The 19786-nt window shown below is 67.2% G+C and carries 13 protein-coding genes, 1 other RNA gene and 2 pseudogenes; 6 read left to right on the plus strand and 10 right to left on the minus strand.

Annotation, left to right across the window (positions count from 1 at the left end; translation table 11 throughout):
* Positions 1 to 79: 79 nt before the first annotated feature.
* The 8 genes from IPP91_04185 to gyrA are packed head-to-tail and all read right to left on the minus strand — an operon-like array spanning position 80 to position 10050.
* Positions 80 to 748 carry a (d)CMP kinase gene (locus IPP91_04185; protein MBL0141268.1) on the minus strand — a complete coding sequence of 223 codons (669 nt, stop codon included), beginning with the start codon at positions 746 to 748 and terminating at the stop codon, positions 80 to 82.
* A gap of 2 nt (positions 749 to 750) precedes the next feature.
* On the minus strand, positions 751 to 2055 hold the full coding sequence (aroA, locus tag IPP91_04190) for a 3-phosphoshikimate 1-carboxyvinyltransferase (GenBank protein ID MBL0141269.1): 1305 nt from the start codon (positions 2053 to 2055) through the stop codon (positions 751 to 753).
* A gap of 2 nt (positions 2056 to 2057) precedes the next feature.
* Positions 2058 to 2906: a prephenate dehydrogenase/arogenate dehydrogenase family protein gene (locus tag IPP91_04195; protein MBL0141270.1), complete on the minus strand. Its 849-nt coding sequence runs from the start codon at positions 2904 to 2906 to the stop codon at positions 2058 to 2060.
* A gap of 46 nt (positions 2907 to 2952) precedes the next feature.
* Positions 2953 to 4056 (minus strand): histidinol-phosphate transaminase, encoded by a 1104-nt coding sequence (locus tag IPP91_04200; GenBank protein MBL0141271.1) that lies wholly within the window; start codon positions 4054 to 4056, stop codon positions 2953 to 2955.
* Between the two features lie 3 nt (positions 4057 to 4059).
* Positions 4060 to 5127 carry a prephenate dehydratase gene (gene pheA, locus IPP91_04205; GenBank protein ID MBL0141272.1) on the minus strand — a complete coding sequence of 356 codons (1068 nt, stop codon included), beginning with the start codon at positions 5125 to 5127 and terminating at the stop codon, positions 4060 to 4062.
* Complete coding sequence (locus tag IPP91_04210; GenBank protein MBL0141273.1) at positions 5124 to 6344, minus strand: 3-phosphoglycerate dehydrogenase; 1221 nt, start codon at positions 6342 to 6344, stop codon at positions 5124 to 5126. The genes pheA and IPP91_04210 overlap by 4 nt, the downstream gene beginning before the upstream one ends.
* Positions 6345 to 6351: 7 nt before the next feature.
* On the minus strand, positions 6352 to 7431 hold the full coding sequence (gene serC, locus IPP91_04215) for a 3-phosphoserine/phosphohydroxythreonine transaminase (GenBank protein ID MBL0141274.1): 1080 nt from the start codon (positions 7429 to 7431) through the stop codon (positions 6352 to 6354).
* Positions 7432 to 7464: 33 nt separating this feature from the next.
* On the minus strand, positions 7465 to 10050 hold the full coding sequence (gene gyrA / locus IPP91_04220) for a DNA gyrase subunit A (GenBank protein MBL0141275.1): 2586 nt from the start codon (positions 10048 to 10050) through the stop codon (positions 7465 to 7467).
* A 306-nt stretch (positions 10051 to 10356) separates the two neighbouring features.
* Here gyrA and IPP91_04225 point away from each other — a divergent pair, with 306 nt between their 5' ends.
* From IPP91_04225 to ssrA, 6 genes and pseudogenes are all read left to right on the plus strand, one after another.
* Positions 10357 to 10992: an OmpA family protein gene (locus IPP91_04225; protein ID MBL0141276.1), complete on the plus strand. Its 636-nt coding sequence runs from the start codon at positions 10357 to 10359 to the stop codon at positions 10990 to 10992.
* A gap of 60 nt (positions 10993 to 11052) precedes the next feature.
* Positions 11053 to 12371, plus strand: a pseudogene (locus IPP91_04230) (TRZ/ATZ family hydrolase).
* Positions 12289 to 13122, plus strand: coding sequence for a bifunctional 2-polyprenyl-6-hydroxyphenol methylase/3-demethylubiquinol 3-O-methyltransferase UbiG (ubiG, locus tag IPP91_04235; GenBank protein ID MBL0141277.1), 834 nt, complete (start codon positions 12289 to 12291; stop codon positions 13120 to 13122). Before IPP91_04230 ends, ubiG begins: the two are co-directional and overlap by 83 nt.
* A gap of 1 nt (position 13123) precedes the next feature.
* A pseudogene (locus tag IPP91_04240) lies at positions 13124 to 13783 on the plus strand (HAD-IA family hydrolase).
* 387 nt (positions 13784 to 14170) lie between these two features.
* Complete coding sequence (locus tag IPP91_04245; protein ID MBL0141278.1) at positions 14171 to 15103, plus strand: DUF1501 domain-containing protein; 933 nt, start codon at positions 14171 to 14173, stop codon at positions 15101 to 15103.
* Positions 15073 to 15437: a transfer-messenger RNA gene (gene ssrA, locus IPP91_04250) on the plus strand. The genes IPP91_04245 and ssrA overlap by 31 nt, the downstream gene beginning before the upstream one ends.
* A 103-nt stretch (positions 15438 to 15540) precedes the next feature.
* Here the strand turns inward: ssrA and IPP91_04255 are convergent.
* Positions 15541 to 16320, minus strand: coding sequence for a class I SAM-dependent methyltransferase (locus tag IPP91_04255; GenBank protein MBL0141279.1), 780 nt, complete (start codon positions 16318 to 16320; stop codon positions 15541 to 15543).
* A gap of 24 nt (positions 16321 to 16344) precedes the next feature.
* Positions 16345 to 19785: an EAL domain-containing protein gene (locus IPP91_04260; protein MBL0141280.1), complete on the minus strand. Its 3441-nt coding sequence runs from the start codon at positions 19783 to 19785 to the stop codon at positions 16345 to 16347.
* Position 19786: the final 1 nt, after the last annotated feature.

Raw genomic sequence — 19786 nt, forward strand, 5'->3', positions numbered from 1 at the left:
CGGCCGGGGGCCGAACCTCAGGAAGCAACCTAACCGATTGACACCCTTGGGCTTTTCGCCCCGTCAGGGAGAAAGTGACCTATTCACGAGCGCGTTCCCTGTACCAGGCCAGCACCTGCTCGGCCGCCTCGGTGATCGTCAGGCGGGTGGTATCGAGAAAAAACGCATCGGAATAATGCCTTAGCGGTGCCACGGGCCTCGCGCTGTCGCGCGCGTCACGCTGCCGCAGTTCCTCCACAACGTCCGGAAGTTTCGCATACATTCCCTTTTCCATCAACTGCTTATGCCTTCGATCCGCCCGGATGGCGACTTCCGCGGTCAGGAATATCTTGAGGGTTGCATCCGGGAAGACCACGGAGCCCATGTCGCGCCCGTCGGCGACGAGTCCGGGCGCCTCCCGAAAACGCCTCTGGCGGTCGAGCAAGGCCTCCCGCACGGCCGGGCTGGCGGCGACTTTCGAGGTGGCGGCGCTGACGGCCTCGGTGCGAACGGCCTCGGTCACATCCTCCCCGCCGAGCCATAACTTCCCGTCGCGAAATGAAATTTCCATGTCCCGTGCGGCCGAGGCCAGGGCCGCGGCATCCTCCAGGGACAACCGGTGGCGCAAGGCCAGCAACGTGACCAGCCGGTAGAGCGCCCCACTGTCGAGATAGTGAAACCCGAGGGCGCAGGCCACCCGCTCGGCCACGGTGCCCTTCCCCGACGCCGACGGGCCGTCGATGGCGATGACCGGAACCGATTCGCCCATCGCTAGGCGACCACGCCGGCCCAGGCCTCGAAAAACCCGGGAAACGTCTTCGACACGCAGGCGGGATCGTTGATGCGGACCGGGACGGGACCGAAGGCCGCCAGCGCGAAGCACATCGCCATGCGGTGGTCGTCGTAGGTATCGATCGCCACCGGGGGACCGGCGCGCACGGGTCCCGAGTAGCCCGTGGGGGGCGTGATCGCCAGGCAGTCGGCGCCCTCCTCCACGACGGCACCGAGCTTGCGCAGCTCGGTGGCCATGGCGGCCAACCGGTCGGTCTCCTTCACGCGCCAGCTGGCGATGTTGCGAAGCCGGGAAGGCCCGCTCGCGAACAGGGCGAGAACTGCCGCCGTCATCGCAGCGTCTGGAATCGTGTTGAGGTCCGCATCCAGCGGCTTGAGCGGCAGCCGGCCCGACACCTCGATCCAGTTGTCGCCCAGCGTGACCTTCCCACCCATCGCCTCGATCACTTCCGTGAAGCGGACGTCGCCCTGGAGGCTGGTGCGCCCCACGCCCTCGACGCGAAGCGGACCCCCTCCCAGCAGGCCCGCCGCGAGGAAGTAGGACGCCGACGAGGCATCGCCTTCGACGTCGATCGTCCCGGGCGAGCGGTAGCGGGCGCCCGCCGGCAGTGCGAACGCGCCGCAGCCCTCGCGCTCGACATGAACGCCGAATCGCTGCAGGAGGGCCAGCGTCATCTCGACGTAGGGCTTCGAGATCAACTCGCCCACGACCTCGATTCGTGCCGCGTTTCCCGCCGCGCCGAGCGCCATGAGGAGCGCGGTGAGGAACTGGCTCGACACGTTTCCGCGCACCCGGACGGCCGCGTTCGCTCGGCGCTCGCAGGGCGCGATCGCCAGCGGCGGGAAACCCTCGTTCGCCAGGTATTCGATGCGGGCGCCGGCCTGGCGCAGGGCATCGACGAGGTCGCCGATGGGACGCTCATGCATGCGCGGCACGCCTTCCAGCCGGTAGTGCCCGTCGCCCAGCGCCAGCGCCGCGGTGAGCGAGCGGAAAGCGGTGCCCGCGTTGCCCAGGAAGATCGATGCCTGCTTCACCGGGAACCCGCCCGGTGCGCCCTGCACCGACCAGTCCCCCTCCCGGGAGCCGGGCACCAGCGATATGCCGAGCGTGCGCAGCGCCTCGAGCATCACGCGGGTGTCGTCGGAATCGAGGAGCCCGCGAACCTGCGTCGTGCCTTCCGCGAGTGCTGCGAGTAGAAGGGTGCGATTCGACAGGCTCTTGGAACCCGGAAGGCGCAGCGCGCCGGACGCGCGGGAGGCGTGCGCGAGGTCGAGATGGTTCACGGTCACTCGTCCGAGGTGCTGCGCTTGCCGCCCGCCCACGCGCGGCGGGCATTGCGCGCTTCGGCCATCAGCCGCTGCAGGCCCGGCCCGTCGCCCTTGGCGATCAGCTCGCGGAACACCGCAACGCGGGCCACGTAGCGGTCCACCTCCTCGAGCAGCGCCTCGCGATTGGCCAGCGCGATGTCGCGCCACATCTCGGGAGAACTGGCGGAGATGCGGGTGAAGTCGCGGAACCCGCCGGCGGCGAATCCGAGCAGTTCCGCCGCGTCGGCCCTCGATACGATCTCGGAGACCAGCGCGAAGGCGAGCACGTGCGGCAGGTGGCTCACCGAGGCGAAGATGCGATCGTGCGCAACGGCCGGCATCTCGGTCACGCGCGCCCCGCACGCCTCCCAGCAGGTGCGTACGAGCGAGGTGGCGTCCGGGGACGTCGCGGGCTCCGGCGTGAGCACGACGCGGGCGCCGCGGAAGAGATCCGGGACCGCGGCATCCACGCCGCTCGCCTCTCGCCCCGCGATCGGGTGGCCCGGGACGAATCTCGGCATCCGGTCGTGCAGTTCCCCCGCGGCCGTGCGCATGACATCGGCCTTGGTGCTGCCCGCATCGGTGACCACGGCGTCCCTGCCCAGCCCGAGTGCGACGTCGTGCAGGACGGGCCCGATGGCGCGCACCGGGACCGAAACGAAGACGAGGTCGGCGCCGGCGGCCGCTTCCGAGGCCGACTCGGCCGCCGTGTCGATGACGCCAAGCGCCGCGGCGCGCTCGAGGGCCTGCGAATCGCGATCGACGCCGACGACTTTCGCAACCGCCCCGGCGCGTCGCATCGCAAGCGCGAACGAGCCCCCGATCATGCCGACGCCGATGACCGCAATCGTCTTCAGGCGTCGCAAGGCGGCCTCACGCGGTCTTGAGCGCGCGCTCGAGCGCGGCGAGGAAGCGCTCGTTCTGCGGCGCCGTCCCTACCGTCACGCGAAGATGCTCGGGCATGCCGTAGCTCGCGATGGGGCGCACGATCACGCCTTCACGCAGGAGTGAGGCGTAGATTCGCGCGGCATCGCCCACCCGCACCGCGATGAAGTTTCCCGACGAGGCGATGAACTCGAGCCCCAGCCGCCCGAAGCCCTTCGCCAGCTGTTCCAGGCCCGTTGCATTGACGCGCCGGCTCTGCGCGATGAATGCCTCGTCGCCCAGCGCCGCGCAGGCAGCGACCATGGCGAGATGATTCACGTTGAATGGCTGCCGGACGCGGTTCATGAGCTCGGCAACTTCCGGATGCGCGAGCCCGAATCCCACGCGCAGCCCGGCCAGGCCGTACGCTTTCGACAGGGTGCGCGAGATCACCAGGTTGGGAAATTGCGCGAGCCAGGCCGCCGTGGGTGATTGCCGGTCGGGGGGCAGGTATTCGCCGTAGGCCTCGTCCATCACGACGAGCGTGGCTGGCGGGACGCGCTCCACGAATGCGCGGATCTCCTCCCACGGCAGGAACGTGCCCGTCGGATTGTTGGGGTTCGCGAGGAACACGATCTTCGTATCCGGGCGTATCGCCGCTGCCATCGCCGCGAGGTCGTGGCCATAGTCCCTGGCGGCGACCTCGATGCCGCGCGCGCCTATGGCCTGCACCACGAGGGGATAGACCATGAAGGCATGGCGGGAATACACGGCGGAATCGGCGGGGGTGAGGAAGGCGCGCGCCACGAGTTCCAGCACGTCGTTCGATCCGTTGCCGAGCACGATGTTCTCGGGGCGCACCGCGAGCTTCGCCGAGATCGCCGCCTTGAGATCGTGCCCGCTGCCATCCGGATACCAGGCCAGGTCGCCCAGCGCGCCGCGAAGCGCCTCGATCGCCTTCGGCGAGGAGCCGAGCGGGTTCTCGTTGGAGGCCAGCTTGAGGATTTCCGACTCCGCGATGCCGAGCTCGCGCGCAGTCTCGGCCACGGGCTTGCCGGGCACGTAGGGCGCGATGGCGCGCACATGCGCCGGGGCGAGGTCTTTCGGGCTCATGGCCTAGATGACCGCCATCGGGTAGGAACCGAGCACCTTCAGGTACCCGGCGATGCGGCCCACCTCCTCGAGCGCGCTGGCGACGTTGACGTCGTTCCGGTGGCCTTCGATGTCCACGAAGAAGAGGTATTCCCAGAGTGCGATTTTCGACGGGCGCGACTCGAACCGGGTCATGGAAACGCCGCGCGTGGCAAAGGGCGTGAGCATCTCGTAGACCGCGCCCGCCCGGTTGCGCGCCGCCAGCACCAGGGAGGTGCGGTCGCTCCCCGAGGGCTTCGGTTCATAGTCGCCCAGGATGAGGAATCGCGTCGTGTTGTTGGGCTCGTCCTCGATATTGGAAGCGAGAATCGAAAGCTTGTAATGGTCCGCGGCGCGGTCGCCCGCGACGGCGGCGCTGCCGGGCTCTTCGGCGGCGCGCCGCGCCGCCTCGGCGTTGCTCGCGACCACCACCCGCTCCGCGTCGGGCACGTTGTTGTTGAGCCATTCGTGGCACTGCGCGAGCGACTGGCCGTGCGAGAAGATGCGGAGAATCGAGGCGAGTTCAGCGGGCGCTTTCGCCATCAGGTGGTGGTGGATCCGCACGAGCACCTCTCCGCACACCTTGGCCGGCGTCTGCGGCATGAGATCGAGCGAGCGGCCCACCGCGCCTTCGGTGGAGTTCTCGACGGGCACCACGCCGAAGTCGGCCGCGCTCGACTCCACCGCCCGGTAGACCTCGTCGATGGAGGCCATGGGCCTTGTCACCGCGGCGTGGCCGAAATGCTTCATCGCCGCGCTCTCGCTGAACGTGCCCTGCGGCCCCAGGTAGGCCACGGTGATGGGCCGCTCGAGCGCGAGGCAGGCCGACATGATCTCGCGAAAGATCAGCGCCACCGATTCGTCGGACAGCGGTCCCCGGTTTCGCTCCTTGATCCCGCGCAGGACCTGCGCCTCGCGCTCGGGACGATAGGCCTGCCCGACCTTGAGGGTGCCGATGGCGCGCGCCAGCTGCGCGCGCTGGTTCAGGCGCTCGAGAATCTCCCCGTTGAGGCGGTCGATCTCGCCGCGCAGGCGATCGAGTTCGTCCGTCATGCGCGAGGATCCGGCAGGGGGGCGACAAGGCGCACGGATAGTACGCCGGGGATGCGCGAGAGCCCCAGGACCACGCCCGGCTCGATCTCGCTGTCGAGATCGACGAGGGTGAAGGCCATCTCCCCTTTCGACTTGTTCACCATGTTGTGGATGTTGAGGCCGCTCGCTGCCATCGTAGTCGAAATCATCCCCAGCATGTTGGGCACGTTCGCGTTCGCGATCGCCACGCGATGCGGCGATTCGCGAGGCATCTCGATCGAGGGAAAGTTGACCGCATTTCGCACCGCGCCTTCCTCCAGGTAGTCGCGCAACTGGTCGATCACCATGGCGGCGCTGGCCTCCTCCGCCTCTTCCGTCGACGCCCCCAGGTGCGGCAGGGCGACGATGCCCGCCTGCCCGGAATAGCGCGGGCTCGGAAAGTCGCACACGTAGGCCTTGAGGCGGCCTGAGGCGACCGCGGCCACGACGGCTTCCTCGTCCACGATCGCGGCGCGCGAGAAATTGAGCAGCACGGCGCCGGGGCGGAGGAGCGCAAAGCGCCTTTCGTTCGCCAGGTGGCGCGTGGACTCCGAGAGCGGGACGTGCAAGGACAGGAAATCGGAAGCCGAAAAGGCCTCGTCGATGGAACCCACGAGGCGGACCGGTGCCGGCAGGCGCGAGGCCGTCTCGGCCGTGACATGCGGGTCGAACCCCACCACGCGAAGTCCGAGCTTGAGCGCTGCGTCGGCCACCAATCCCCCGATGGCGCCCAGGCCGATGACCCCGAGGGTCTTGCCGCGAACCTCGACCCCCGCGAATTTCTTCTTGCCGTCCTCCACGCGCCGCTCGAAATCCGCTCCGGGCGCCAGGCTGCGGACGCCGTCGATCGCGGGGACCAGGTTGCGTGCCGCCAGGAAGATCGCGGCAACGACCAGTTCCTTCACCGCGTTCGCATTGGCGCCGGGCGCATTGAAGACCGGGATGCCGCGCCGGGTCATCTCCGCCACGGGAATGTTGTTCACGCCCGCGCCGGCGCGGGCGATCGCCTTCACGCTTGCGGCCACCGCAGCCGCATCCAGGACGTGCGAGCGGAGCAGGATCGCGTCGGGATCGGCGAGCGCGTGCTCGACGCGGTAGGTCCCCGCGGGAAACCGCCGCAGGCCCTTCGCGGAGATCGTGTTCCAGGTGGCGATGCGGAACGGCTCGCGTTCCTGGCCGTCGGCTCGTTCCTCGATCATGCTGGCGCTAGCCGTTCCGGCGCGCGAAGTCCTTCAGGAACTCGACGAGTGCCGCCACGCCCGCCAGAGGCATGGCGTTGTAGATCGAGGCCCGCATGCCCCCCACCGAGCGGTGGCCCTTCAATTGCGAAAGGCCGGCCGCCTGCGCTTGCGCCAGGAAGCGCGCGTCGAGCGAATCGTCTTCGAGGCGAAAGGGCACGTTCATGCGCGAGCGGTCCGGCTTCGCGACCGGATTCGAATAGAACGGGATCGCATCCAGGCAATCGTAGAGGAGCGTGGCCTTCGCGATGTTCTCGCGCTCCATGGCCGCGAGGCCGCCCTTCGCGAGGAGCCACTTGAAGGTCAGTCCCGCGAGGTAGAGGGCGAACGTGGGCGGGGTGTTGAGCATCGAGTCCGCGTCGGCCTGCAACTTGAAATCGAGAACGTTCGGCGTATCGGCCAGCGCGTGCCCGATGAGGTCCTCGCGAACGATCACGATGACGAGACCGGCCGGCCCGATGTTCTTTTGCGCGCCCGCGTAGATGAGGCCGAACCGCGAGACGTCCACCGGCCTGGACAGGATGTGCGAGGACATGTCGGCAACGAGCGGGACCCCGGCCGTGTCGGGGGTCCAGTGGTACTCCACCCCGCCGATGGTTTCATTGGTGCAGACGTGCACGTAGGCCGCGCCCGGCGAGAGCTTCCACGATGGCTGCGCGGGAACGTACGTGAATTTTCGGTCCTCGGCGGTGGCCGCGAGGTTGGCGCGGCAATATTTCCCCGCTTCCGACAGCGCCTTCTTCGACCATTCCCCCGTCACGACGAAGTCGGCTTCGCCCTTGCCGCGAAGCAGGTTCATCGGGACGGCCGCGAACTGCGCCGTCGCACCGCCCTGGAGGAACAGCACCTTGTAGTTCGCGGGAATCGCCAGGAGCGAGCGCAGGTCCGCTTCGGCTTGCGAGGCGACCGCGACGAACTCCTTGCCGCGATGGCTCATCTCCATGATGGACATGCCCATTCCGTGCCAGTCGATGAATTCCGCCCTCGCCTGCTCGAGCACCGAGGGGACCAGCATCGCGGGCCCGGATCCGAAATTCCACACGTGCATTTCGCCTTCCCTCCGATTCGGTACGGCGCCCGCTCAGGCGGGCGCGGGCTCGCCTTGGTTCCCGTTCCCGTTCCCGTTCTCTTCCTCGTCGCGATCCAGCACCGTTTGCAGGCCCGAAAGCGTCTCGCCCTCGCCCAGGTTGATGAGGGTAACGCCCTGCGTGGAGCGCCCCATCTCGCGAATTTCCTTCACCCGCGTGCGGATGAGCACGCCGCCGGACGTGATGAGCATGATTTCGTCGTCCCGGGAAACGAGGGTCGCCGCGACCACCTTCCCGTTCCTCTCCGAGGTCTGGATGGCGATCATGCCCAGCGTGCCGCGGCCGTGGCGCGTGTATTCCGCGATCGACGTGCGCTTGCCGTAGCCGTTCTCGGTGGCGGTGAGCACGCTTTGCGCCTCGTCCTCGGCCACGAGGAGCGCGATCACCTTTCCGCCCTTCGTGAGGTTCATCCCGCGAACGCCGCGCGCGCCGCGGCCCATCGGGCGCACGTCGTTCTCGTCGAAGCGAACGGCCTTGCCTTCGTCGGAGAAGAGCATCACGTCGTGCCTGCCGTCGGTGAGCGCCACGCCGATGAGGTGGTCGCCCTCGTCCAGGTCCACCGCGATGATCCCCGAGTTGCGCGGCCGCGAGAAGTCCGAGAGCGAGGTCTTCTTCACCACGCCCTGCTGCGTCGCGAAGAACACGTAGCTGTCCTCCACGAACTCGCGCACCGGGAGGATCGCGTTGATGCGCTCGTCCTGGTCCATCTTGAGGAGGTTCACGATGGGCTTGCCGCGGCTCGCGCGGCTGCCCAGGGGCACCTCGTACACCTTGATCCAGTACACCTTGCCCTTGTTCGAGAAGCACAGCACGTAGTCGTGCGTGTTCGCGATGAAGAGCTTCTCGATGAAGTCGTCCTCCTTCGTGGTGGTCGCCTGCTTGCCGCGCCCGCCGCGCTTCTGCGCGCCGTACTCGTCGAGCTTCTGGCTCTTGATGTAGCCCGTGTGGGACAGGGTCACCACGACGTCCTCGGGAGCGATGAGGTCCTCCATCGACAGGTCCTGCCCGTTCACCACGATCTCGCTGCGGCGCGCGTCGCCGAACTCGCGCTTGATTTCCTGCAGCTCGTCGGAAATGATGCGCGTGACCCGCTCGGGCCTTGCGAGGATGTCCAGGAGGTCCTCCACGGCCGCGATGACCTCGCGGTATTCGGCGAGGATCTTGTCCTGCTCGAGCCCGGTGAGGCGCTGGAGCTGCATCTCGAGGATGCGCTGCGCCTGCACGTCCGAAAGCCGGTAGCCGTTCTTCGCCAGCCCGAAATCCTTCGGCAGGTTCTCCGGGCGGAACTGCTCCGCGCTCGCCCGCGAAAGCATCTCCTCGACGAGACCGGAGCGCCAGGTGCGAGCCATGAGCTCGACCTTGGCCGCCGCCGGCGTGGCGGCCGCCTTGATGATGGCGATCACCTCGTCCACGTTGGACAGCGCCACCGCGAGGCCCTCGAGCACGTGGCCGCGCTCGCGAGCCTTGCGCAGGTCGAACACGGTGCGGCGCGTGATGACCTCGCGGCGGTGGCGAAGGAAGGCGTCCAGGAACTGCTTGAGGTTCAGGATCTTCGGCTGGCCGTCGAGCAGGGCCACCATGTTCATGCCGAACGTCTCCTGCATCTGCGTGAGCTTGTACAGGTTGTTCAGCACGATCTCGGCCACTTCGCCGCGCTTGAGCTCGATCACGAGCCGCATGCCCTTCTTGTCCGACTCGTTGCGCAGGTCCGCGATGCCCTCGATCTTCTTCTCGTGCACCAGCTCGCTGATGCGCTTGAGGAGCTGGTCGCCGCCGACCTGGTACGGGAGTTCGTCCACGACGATGGCCTGCTTGTTGGCCCTTTCCATGTCCTCGATGTGGGCGCGGGCGCGCATCACCACGCGCCCCCGGCCGGTGCGGTATCCCTCCTTCACGCCGGCGGTGCCATAGATGATGCCGGCGGTGGGGAAATCGGGCGCCGGGACGATCGCGATGAGCTCCTCGATGTCGATGTCGGGGTTGCCCAGCACCGCGATGCAGGCGTCCACCACCTCGTTCAGGTTGTGCGGCGGGATATTCGTCGCCATGCCCACCGCGATGCCCGAGGAGCCGTTCACCAGCAGGTTCGGGAAGCGGGCCGGCAGGATGAGGGGCTCCTCCTCGCTGCCGTCGTAGTTGGGGCCGTAATCGACCGTCTCCTTTTCCAGGTCCGCCAGCAGCTCGTGGGCGATCTTGGACATCCGGATCTCGGTGTAACGCATGGCGGCCGCGTTGTCCCCGTCCACCGAGCCGAAGTTGCCCTGCCCGTCGATGAGTGGGTAGCGCAGGGAAAACTCCTGGGCCATCCGGACGATCGTGTCGTAAACGGCCGTGTCGCCGTGGGGATGGTACTTGCCGATCACGTCGCCCACGATGCGGGCCGACTTCTTGTAGGCCTTGTTCCAGTCGTTGGAGAGCTCGTGCATGGCGAAAAGCACGCGCCGGTGCACCGGCTTCAGGCCGTCCCGGGCATCGGGCAGCGCCCGCCCCACGATCACGCTCATGGCGTAATCGAGGTAGGAGCGGCGCATTTCCTGCTCAATGCTGATCGGGTGGGTTTCTTTGGCGAATTGTTCCATGGGCGGGAGGACTCGAAGCGAACGGCCCGGCACCTCGGCGCCAAAACCTAACCGCTTGTTTTAATGGATAAATTTCAGGCTGACAAAACTTAAATCTTACCACAGTCGGTACGCCTGCCGCCACCCTCGGCGCCCGGCCGGGCAGTGTGGTGCAAACGCAACCTCCTGCCCTGATTGTTGCGGAAACCCCACGCTTGGTTGTGGAACGGAGGGGGCTTTGTGTATGATTGTGCGAGTCGTTTCAGGCGCGAGCCTAAAAAAGAGCCTGGCATCAAAAAATCATTCAAATCTCTTGGGAGTTCCAATATGAAGATTTCCTCCATTGGGAAGCTGCTGACCGGGTCGATCGCCGCCGCGGCTTTCGTTTCCGGCTCCGCGCTCGCCAACAACGTCCCGAACGCAACTGACTCGCAGGGCCTCCCCATTCGCGATTCGTCTGGCGCCTGCGTCCTGTCGTCCGGCGTCTCGCATCCGGATTGCATGCCCAAGAAAGACGCGCCCAAGCCTGCCGATCCGGCCAAGCCCAGCGCGCCCGCCAAGCCGTCCTCGCCGACCTCGCCCGCCGGCAAGCCGGCCCCCGCCTCGGTCAAGCAGACCATCGTGATCCAGGCTGACGCGCTGTTCGACTTCGACAAGTCGGTCGTCCGTCCGGATGGCAAGAAGAGCATCGATGAAGCACTCGCCAAGCTCGCCGGCGTGGACGTCGAAATGGTCATCGCGACCGGCCACACGGATAACGTCGGCACGGACGCCTACAACCAGAAGCTCTCCGAGCGCCGCGCCGCGGCCGTGAAGGGGTACCTGGTTTCCAAGGGCATCCCGGCCTCGAAGATCACCACCCTCGGCAAGGGCGAATCGCAGCCTGTGGCGACCAACAAGACGAAGGAAGGCCGCCAGAAGAACCGTCGCGTGGACATCGAGTTCAAGGGCGTCAAGAAGTAAGCCCTCCGCTGACCCGGCAGAAAACCCCGCCTCGGCGGGGTTTTTTGTTACTGCGACCCCATGCGAGAAGCCGATACCCTGATACATGCCGCCTGGATCGCCCCGGTCGAGCCACCGGGCGCGCTCCTGGCCGACCATACGGTCGTCATCCGGGACGGGCGGATCGAGTCCCTCGTTCCCACGGCCCGGGTGGCCGACACCTATTCGGCGAAGTCCGAGGTGCGCCTGGACCAGCACCTCCTCATCCCGGGGCTCGTGAACCTGCACGGACACGCGGCGATGGCGCTGCTGCGGGGCCTCGCGGACGACCTGCCGCTGATGAACTGGCTCAAGGACCACGTCTGGCCCGCGGAAGCGAAGCACGTAGGCGACGAGTTCGTGCACGACGGAAGCCTGCTTGCGGCCGCCGAGATGCTGCGCGGCGGCATCACCTGCTTCAACGACATGTACTTCTTCCCCGAGGCGACGGCGCGGGCGGCCCTGCGCGCCGGCATCCGCGCAAGCCTCGGCGTGATCGCGGTGGAATTCCCGAGCGCCTACGCAACGGACGCGGCCAGCTACCTGCACAAGGGGCTGGCGACGCGCGATTCCTATCGCGGCGAGGATCTCCTCTCCTTTTGCCTCGCTCCGCACGCGCCCTACACCGTGAGCGACGAGACGCTCGCGAGGATCGCCACGCTGGCCGAGGAAATCGACGCGCCCGTCCACACGCACCTGCACGAGACGACGGACGAAATCGGGCAAGGCGTGGCGCATTACGGGTGCGTCCCATCGAACGCCTGCGGCGCCTGGGGCTCGTCGGCCCGCGGCTCATCGCCGTTCACGCCGTCCACCTCGAGGAGGCCGAGATCGACCTGCTCGCCCGCGAAGGCGCATCCATCGCCCACTGCCCGTCGTCGAACCTGAAGCTCGCGAGCGGCATCGCGCCGGTGACGGCCTGCCGTGCCAGGGCATCACCGTGGGACTGGGTACGGACGGGGCGGCCAGCAACAACCGGCTGGATATCCTCGGCGAGATGCGCACGGCCGCGCTCCTGGCTAAAGTGGCCAGCGGCGATGCCAGGACCGTGGGCGCGCACGAGGCGCTGCGCATGGCCACGCTCGACGGCGCCCGTGCCCTCGGGCAGGACGCCCGGATCGGCTCGATCGTGCCCGGCAAACTGGCGGACCTCGCGGCCGTGGAACTTTCCTCGCCCGAGACGCTCCCTTTGTTTCGATCCCGTCTCCAATCTCGTCTACGCGGCCGGGCGCGAGCACGTGACCCACGTCTGGGTGGCCGGGGAAGCACGACTCGCCGATCGCCGTCTGTCGGGCCTGGACCACGACGAGATCCGCGCCAAGGCCGCCTGGTGGCAGCAACGAATACGGAGCACCGCATGAGTACCGATACGCGGGAAACGCCGCAGGCAACGTGGACGCGGCCGAACTGGCCAAGTTCGGCGCCCTCGCCCATCGCTGGTGGGACACTGAGAGCGAGATGTTCGGGCCCCTGCACCGCCTGAATCCCCTGCGTCTTGCGCATATCGATCGGCTGGTCGGCGGTCTTGTCGGCAAGCGCGTCGTCGACGTGGGGTGCGGCGGCGGCATCCTGGCCGAGTCGATGGCCGCCGCGGGCGCGCGGGTCACGGGCATCGATCTGGGGGAAAAGGCCCTCAAGGTGGCGATGCTGCACCGGCTGGAGAGCGGCGTGGAGCTGGACTACCGGCTCGTGTCAGCCGAGGACGCCGCCCTTGCGGAGGCTGGGAGCTACGACGTGGTGACCTGCATGGAGATGCTGGAGCACGTGCCCGATCCCGCGAGCACGGTACGCGCCTGCGCAACGCTCGCGAAGCCCGGCGGATGGGTCGTCTTTTCCACGATCAACCGCAATGCGAAGTCCTTCCTCTTCGCGATCGTCGGCGCCGAGTATGTGCTGCGACTGCTTCCGCGGGGCACGCACGAGTACGCGAAATTCATCACGCCCTCGGAGCTCGCGGCCCATTGCCGCGCCGCCGCGCTCGAGATGGCCGACATCACGGGAATGACCTACAACCCCCTCGCCAAGGTTTTCGCCCTCGGGACCGACGCCCGGGTGAACTACTTCCTCGCTGCACGGCGCAGCGGCGTGACCCCGGAACGGGCAGGCCCATAGCATGGCCAACGCGATCCGCGCCGTCCTGTTCGACCTCGATGGCACGCTGGCCGACACCGCACCCGACATGGTGCGAACCGTGAACGCCATGCGCGAGGCACGCCGCCTCGATCCCGTTGCGCTCGAATTGGTGCGGCCCTACGTCTCGCAAGGCGCTCGCGGAATGATCGGCGCCGCGTTCGGCGTGCGGCCCGAGGATGCGGGCTTCGCTGCGCTGCGCGAGGAGTTCCTCGCCCTCTATGAGGACAACCTGTGCGTGGACACCCGCCTTTTCCCGGAAATGGACGAGCTGCTCGAACGCCTCGAAGGCCATGGCGTGGCGTGGGGTGTGGTCACCAACAAGTTCGAGCGCCTCGCCAGGTCGGTGATCGACGGCCTCGGGCTCGCGTCGCGAGCGGCCGTCCTCGTCGGGGCGACACCTGCGAGCGCGCCAAGCCCTTTCCGGACCCGCTCATCCATGCCGCGATGGCGCTGGCGCTGCAACCACGGACGATTCTCTGTGGGCGATGACGAGCGCGACGTGCAGGCAGCCCGCGCGGCCGGCATGCCCGTCGTCGCTGCCGGATACGGCTACCTGGGAGACGGCCCCGAGCCCGCGCGCTGGGGAGCGGACGGCGTGGTGAACTCGCCCGCGCAGATCGCCCGGTGGGCCGGCCTGTAATCGCAGGGAACTGAGCGAGACCGACCATGCAACGACGCCGATTCCTCGAAACGCTGGCCGCAGCGCCCCTTGCGCTCGCCTTGCCGCGATCCGCGCGCGCCGCCTCGTCATCCAGGCTCCTGGTGCTCGTCTATCTCCACGGCGGCAACGACGGCTACAACACATGGGTCCCCTACACGGACCCGCGCTATTACCGCATGCGGCCGAATCTCGCCGTCGCTCGCGACGCAGTGCTCAAGGTGACCGACAAACAGGGCTTCCATCCGTCCTTCTCGCCGCTAATGCCGATCTGGGAGCGCAAGGAGCTTGCTCTCCTGCAGGGGATCGGCATGCCTGACATCACGCAGCAGCATTTTCGCGACAGCGAAATCGCCTTCACGGGCGCCGATGACGGCGAATTTCCGCTGGAGGGCTGGGCCTCGCGCGCTGGACCGCGTCGCAGCCCACCCCGATGCGCTGGCCGACGCGGTCGCCTTCGACCTCCTCGACATCCGCGGATCCGATCCGACCGGCCCGTTCCGCGGTGGCAAGCACCGGGTGATCCAGATCCACTATCCGACGGAACTCCTCGAGAAGCGCCGCGTGTCCGACTGCGTGATCGATGCCAATCCGCCGGCCCGGGCCCGGCTTGCCCGCGGCGGCGATACGCTCGCGGCATCGAACCTGAAGACCGTGTTCCCGACCGACCAGTTCGGAAACGCCGCCCGCGCGGCTGTCGAACTCGCTGCGGTCGATCGCGAAGTGCCGGTGATCCACATCGCGCTCAACGGCCGCGACGGCGACAAGCACCATTCCATCGATACGCACTGGGAACAGCCCAGGTGGCATGCCGATGCGCTCTCGCGCCTGGCGGCCGGGCTTGCCGCGCTGAGGAGCGGCCTCGTCGAGATCGGGCGCTGGGACGAGACCCTGGTGCTGACCTACGACGAATTCGGCCGCAGCCCCCGCGAGAACGACACGCTGGGCACCCACCACGGCTGGGGCACGACGCATTTCGCCCTCGGCGGCCGCGTGAAGGGCGGCCTGCTGGGCGAAGCGCCGCCGATGGTTGACGTGTTCCAGGTCGGCGGACCGGAACCGGTGATCGACACCCGGCGCCTCTGGACGACCGTCGTCGAGCGCTGGTGGGGCGCGGACGCGAGCGGACTCTTCACGCGTCGGCATGCCCAGCCTCGACCTGCTGCGTGCCTGAGCGGGCTTGATCCCAGGGCAGCCGCCTCCTATGCGGTGGTGAAGTGGCCCCGAAGAGGGCAAGCGCGTAGAATTTGCGCGAGCAGACCCCGATTTCCGGGGGCGACTTGGTTTCGACAGGTGCAATGAAGCAGGCAGGGCATGCCGAGGGCCAACTCCTCGTAAATCCGCTGGAATCGCAAATTTAACTGCGAACGACGAACATACGCCCTGGCCGCTTAATACCGGCCAGCTCCGCACCAGTTTTTCCATGGGTTGGGCCAGTTCACCGGCAGCGGAGTCATAAACATGGAATCGGAATTCATCGCGTCACTTGGTGAAGACCTAAACCAATAGGTGGCTCGTGGGAAGCGCCGGGAGCTGGTTCGCGGCCGACTCGCTAAAGCAGAACAACCAGCTACGCATGTAGAACTGTTTGTGGATGGGCATTTGGACGCGGGTTCGATTCCCGCCGCCTCCACCAATACCGAGGACCAACCGGCTATCCGGTTGGTCCTTTTTTTCGGCAATCGCGGGAATCTGCGCGAGCCCCGGCAGCCCTCGCGAGGATTCAACCGGCGGCGTGTTCAGCGCTTGATGACGAAGGCCTGCCCCGTCGGCAGCGGGACAGCCCTGTAACCCCGGGCATCCAGCCACGGATCCTCGGCCAGTTTCTGCGGACGATAGCTGCCGGCCCACTCATAGTCGTCAAAAACGATCACGCCGCCCGGGACCACCCGCTCGAACAGGTGCTCCAGCGTCGCCATTTCCGCCGCAGCGTTGTTCAGGTCGATATGCAGGAACGCGACCCTGTCCGGGCAATGCTCGGCGAATACGTCGGGGATATGCCCCTTCACGAGCTTGACCTGGTCGTAACCCTTGAAGCGTTGTTGAACCTGCTCGTGGAAGCCGGGGGCCTGCCCCTCGAACGCATGCCCTTCGACCGGGTTGTAGTCGTACGTGTCGTACGCCCAGAAAAGCCGGGGAAACGCCGTGCCGCCCAGGTAGTCAACGACGGTCTTCACGCCGCTGCCCTGATAGACGCCGCACTCGACGAAGTCACCTTCGCATTGCACGGCGTGATGCGCCATCGTCGCGAGGATGTACCGGCGCCACCCGATGGCGCGATCCGACTCGTTCCTGATGTTGTCTTCCCACGCCTTCCTGAAGGCGGGGTCGTCGAACATCGAATTGTTCCGGCACCAGGTGAACAGGTTGTCGCCGAAATAGATGCCACCTTCCACCAGCTTGCCGGCTTCCTTCATGAGGCTCATGAAACGGGGAACATCGGAAATCCCCCACGAGACGGGCGTCATGAAATTCATGACGACCTCGGGGTCGGGCGCGACGTACGGGGGCAGGCTCATGATGGCAGGGTTTCTTCCTGAAGGTCATTCGGCTCCGCGCCCGGCATCCTGTCGGGGCGGGTCGTGCGGATCATCCGGCGAGGTCCTGCCGGGTCGAGGCTCCGGCGGGCGCTCATCGCGCTTTCCGGCAAGGAAAGCCTCGAACGCCTCCGCCGCCATCGGCTCCGCGAACAGGTATCCCTGCGCATAGTCGCATCCCGCGGCAAGAAGCAGGTCGCGTTGCGCGGCCGTCTCAACGCCCTCCGCGATCACCTTGAGCCCCAGCTTGTGCGCCATCACGATGATGGCTTCCGACAGCGCCATGTCGCTGGACCCGGGGGCGAGGTTGGCCGTGAAGGACTGGTCGATCTTCAGGTAGTCGATGTGCAGGTTCTTGAGGTAGGAAAGGGACGAGTAGCCGACACCGAAATCGTCGAGCGCCACCTCGATGCCGGCATCGCGCAGCTCGAAGAGCTTCGCCTTCACCTCCGGGCTCGCATCGAGCAGGAGTCCCTCGGTGATCTCCACCGCGATGCACTGCCCGGGGAGTCCCGCCTCCTCGAGGTGCTCCATCCAGCCGGCGTAGATGTTTCCCTCGCGCTGGAACTCCCGGGGCGACTGGTTGATGCTCACCTGGAACTCTCGATGGCCGGCCTCCCTCCACCGCCTGACCCAGCGCGCCGCCTCCCGGAACACCCAGGCGCCGATATCGACGATCAGGCCGCTTGCCTCGGCCAGGGGGATGAACCGGGCGGGGCTGATCAGCCCGTGCTGCGGATGGCGCCATCGGATCAGGGCTTCGGCCTTTCGGATGCGGCCCGTGGCCAGTTCCACGACCGGCTGGAAATACAGGCTGAACTGGCCTGCCGCGAGGGCGCCGCGCATGTCGTTGGTCATGTGCATCCGGGCCAGCGCAGCCACCTGCAATTGCGCCGTGAAGTAGCTGAACCGGTTGCGCCCGGCGGCCTTGGCCGCGTAGAGGGCCTGGTCCGCATGCTTGAAGAGATCCTCGATCTCGGTGGCATCGCCGGGAAACAGCGTGATGCCGATGCTCGCGGAGACGAATACCTTTTCCGGACCGAGGATGAATGCCGCGGCGAGGGAATCGATGACTTTCTGCGCGATGTACTGGACGTGGCTCGCGTCCTCCAGGCTCGAAAGGGCGACCGTGAATTCGTCGCCTCCGAGACGGGCCACCATGTCGGACTCCCGCACGCACTCGCGGATGCGCCGCGCGGCCTCGATGAGGAGGGTGTCCCCCTTGTCGTGGCCGAGGGTATCGTTCACCTCCTTGAAACGGTCCAGGTCGATGAAAAGGATCGCCAGCCCGGATCCATCGCGCCGGCATTTCTTCAGGTCCTGCTCCAGCCGGTCGCGGAACATGCGGCGGTTGGGCAGGTGGGTCAATGCGTCGAAGTTGGCCTGGTGCCAAATGAGGGACTGTGCTTCCTTCTTGTCCGTGATGTCGGAGAAGAGCGCCACATAGCGGTGGATGGAGCCGTCGGCGTGGCGGATCGTGTTGATGGCGAGCGCTTCGGCAAACATCTGGCCGTTCTTGTGCCGGTTCCAGACCTCCCCCTGCCATTGGCCCGCCGTCCTGAGCGATTCCCACATCGTGCGATAGAACTCCGGGCCCTGGCGGCCCGAGCTCAGCAGCCGGGGGTTCTTCCCGATCACCTCGTCGGCGGCATACCCCGTCAGTGCCGTGAAGGCGGGGTTGATGGCGATGATGCGATTGTCGGAATCGCTCACCATCATGGCCTCGCTGCTGTGCCGGTACACGAGCGCGGCGAGCTGCAGGTCTTCCTCCCTGCGCTTGTGCGCCGTGATGTCGCGGTTCGTTCCTACCGCTCGCCGCGCTCGGCCATCCTCCCCGCGCTCGATGACTCGCCCCTGGCTCAGGACCCAGATCGTCCCGCCGTCCGGCCTGATGACCCGGTGTTCCACCTGGTACTGGGGCTGTTCGCCCCTGAGGGCGGGCACCACCGCCGCCCAGATGACAGGCTGGTCTTCCGGGGGCACCATCAAGGCCAGCGTCTCCAGGCGGGTCACTGTGGGCTCCCTGGCGCCGCCCAGGAACTCCGACCACGCCTCGGAGAGGTACACGGCGCCGCCCGCAATGTCATAGTCCCAGAGGGCGAGCCGCGAGGCCTCCAGCGCCCGCTGCAGGCGCTCCTCGCTTTCCTTCAGGGCGGTCTCGGCCCGCTTGCGCTCGATGGCCGAGGCCACCTGGTCGGAAACGAACTGGAGCAGTGCCTTGTCGCCGTCCGCATAGCGGACCGATCCCGCGTAGCTCTGGACAGCAAGGACGCCGATCGTCCGGTCCTTGGTCTTGAGCGGAACGCCGAGCCAGTCGATGGAATCGGTGCCGAAGATGGTCTCGCCCTGGCTGATCCTGGACTCCATCGTCTGCGGGGTCAGGAGCAGCGCTTCGCCCGTGCGCAGCACCTCCTCGGTGAGGCCCCCCTCGCCCAGCATGCGCGGCGCCGGCACGGAATCGTGCTCGTCGATGAAATACGGAAAGCTCACGAAACGGCTCGCTTCGTCGTACAGCGCCACGAAGAAATTCCTGGCCGGCAGCAGCTCGCCGATGATCCCGTGGATGCGCAGAAGCACCTCCTGAAGGTCGGAGGCCGAATGGGCGGCGTCCGATATCCCGTGCAGCGCCGCCTGCAGTTGCTGCGCCTTCCCGCGTTCGGTGACGTCCACCATCGCCGCCAGCGAGCGGATGACCACGCCGTCATCGTCCCTCTCCGAATAGGCGGTCACCAGCACGTCGAGGACAGCGCCGTCCTTTTTCACCAACCGGAGGGCGACGTCCTTGCAGAAGCCCGTGCGGCGAAAAGCCGGCAGGACCTCCTCCTGCGCATGCCGGCGCGACTCCTGCGTCATGAACTCCGTCATCTTCCTGCCGACGACCTCGCCGCGCTCGTAGCCCAGTTGCGAAAGCCAGTAATCGTTCACGCTGCTCAGCACATCCGACTCGTCGCTCGCGTGCAGCATCACCGGCGTGTTCTGGTAGAGATCGCTGAACTTGCGCTCGCTCTCGGCGAGCGCGGCACGATTTGCTTCCTGTTGCCGGACGAGCACCGGCACCAGTGCCGACAACCCCTCGACGTCGCCCGGATCGGGGACCGACACGTTCTCGTCGCCCGCGCGCAGCAGCGTCGCCGCCGCGTCGCGCAGGGCCTCGAGCACGCGATTGCGCGTTGCGAGGTCCGCTCTCAGGCGCTCGTTCGCCCCGATCAGTTCCTCGGAAGTCAGTTCGAGGCTACGGGTGCGCAGGTCCAGATCGCGGTCGTATTGGTCGTAGGTCGCATCGACCCGCCCCAGGAGACCCTCCAGCCCTGCCAGAAGCGCCTTCAGCTCCGGGGAGGCAGGCAGGCCCGGGGCTGCAGCGACGGCCTCGGCAAGCGCACGCTCGAGCGCCTCGACCGTGCCCACGCCGGCCAGCTTCCGGATCTGCCGCGCGAGCGCCCGGTTCACG

The sequence above is a fragment of the Betaproteobacteria bacterium genome (assembly GCA_016720855.1).
Lineage (GTDB): Bacteria > Pseudomonadota > Gammaproteobacteria > Burkholderiales > Usitatibacteraceae > FEB-7.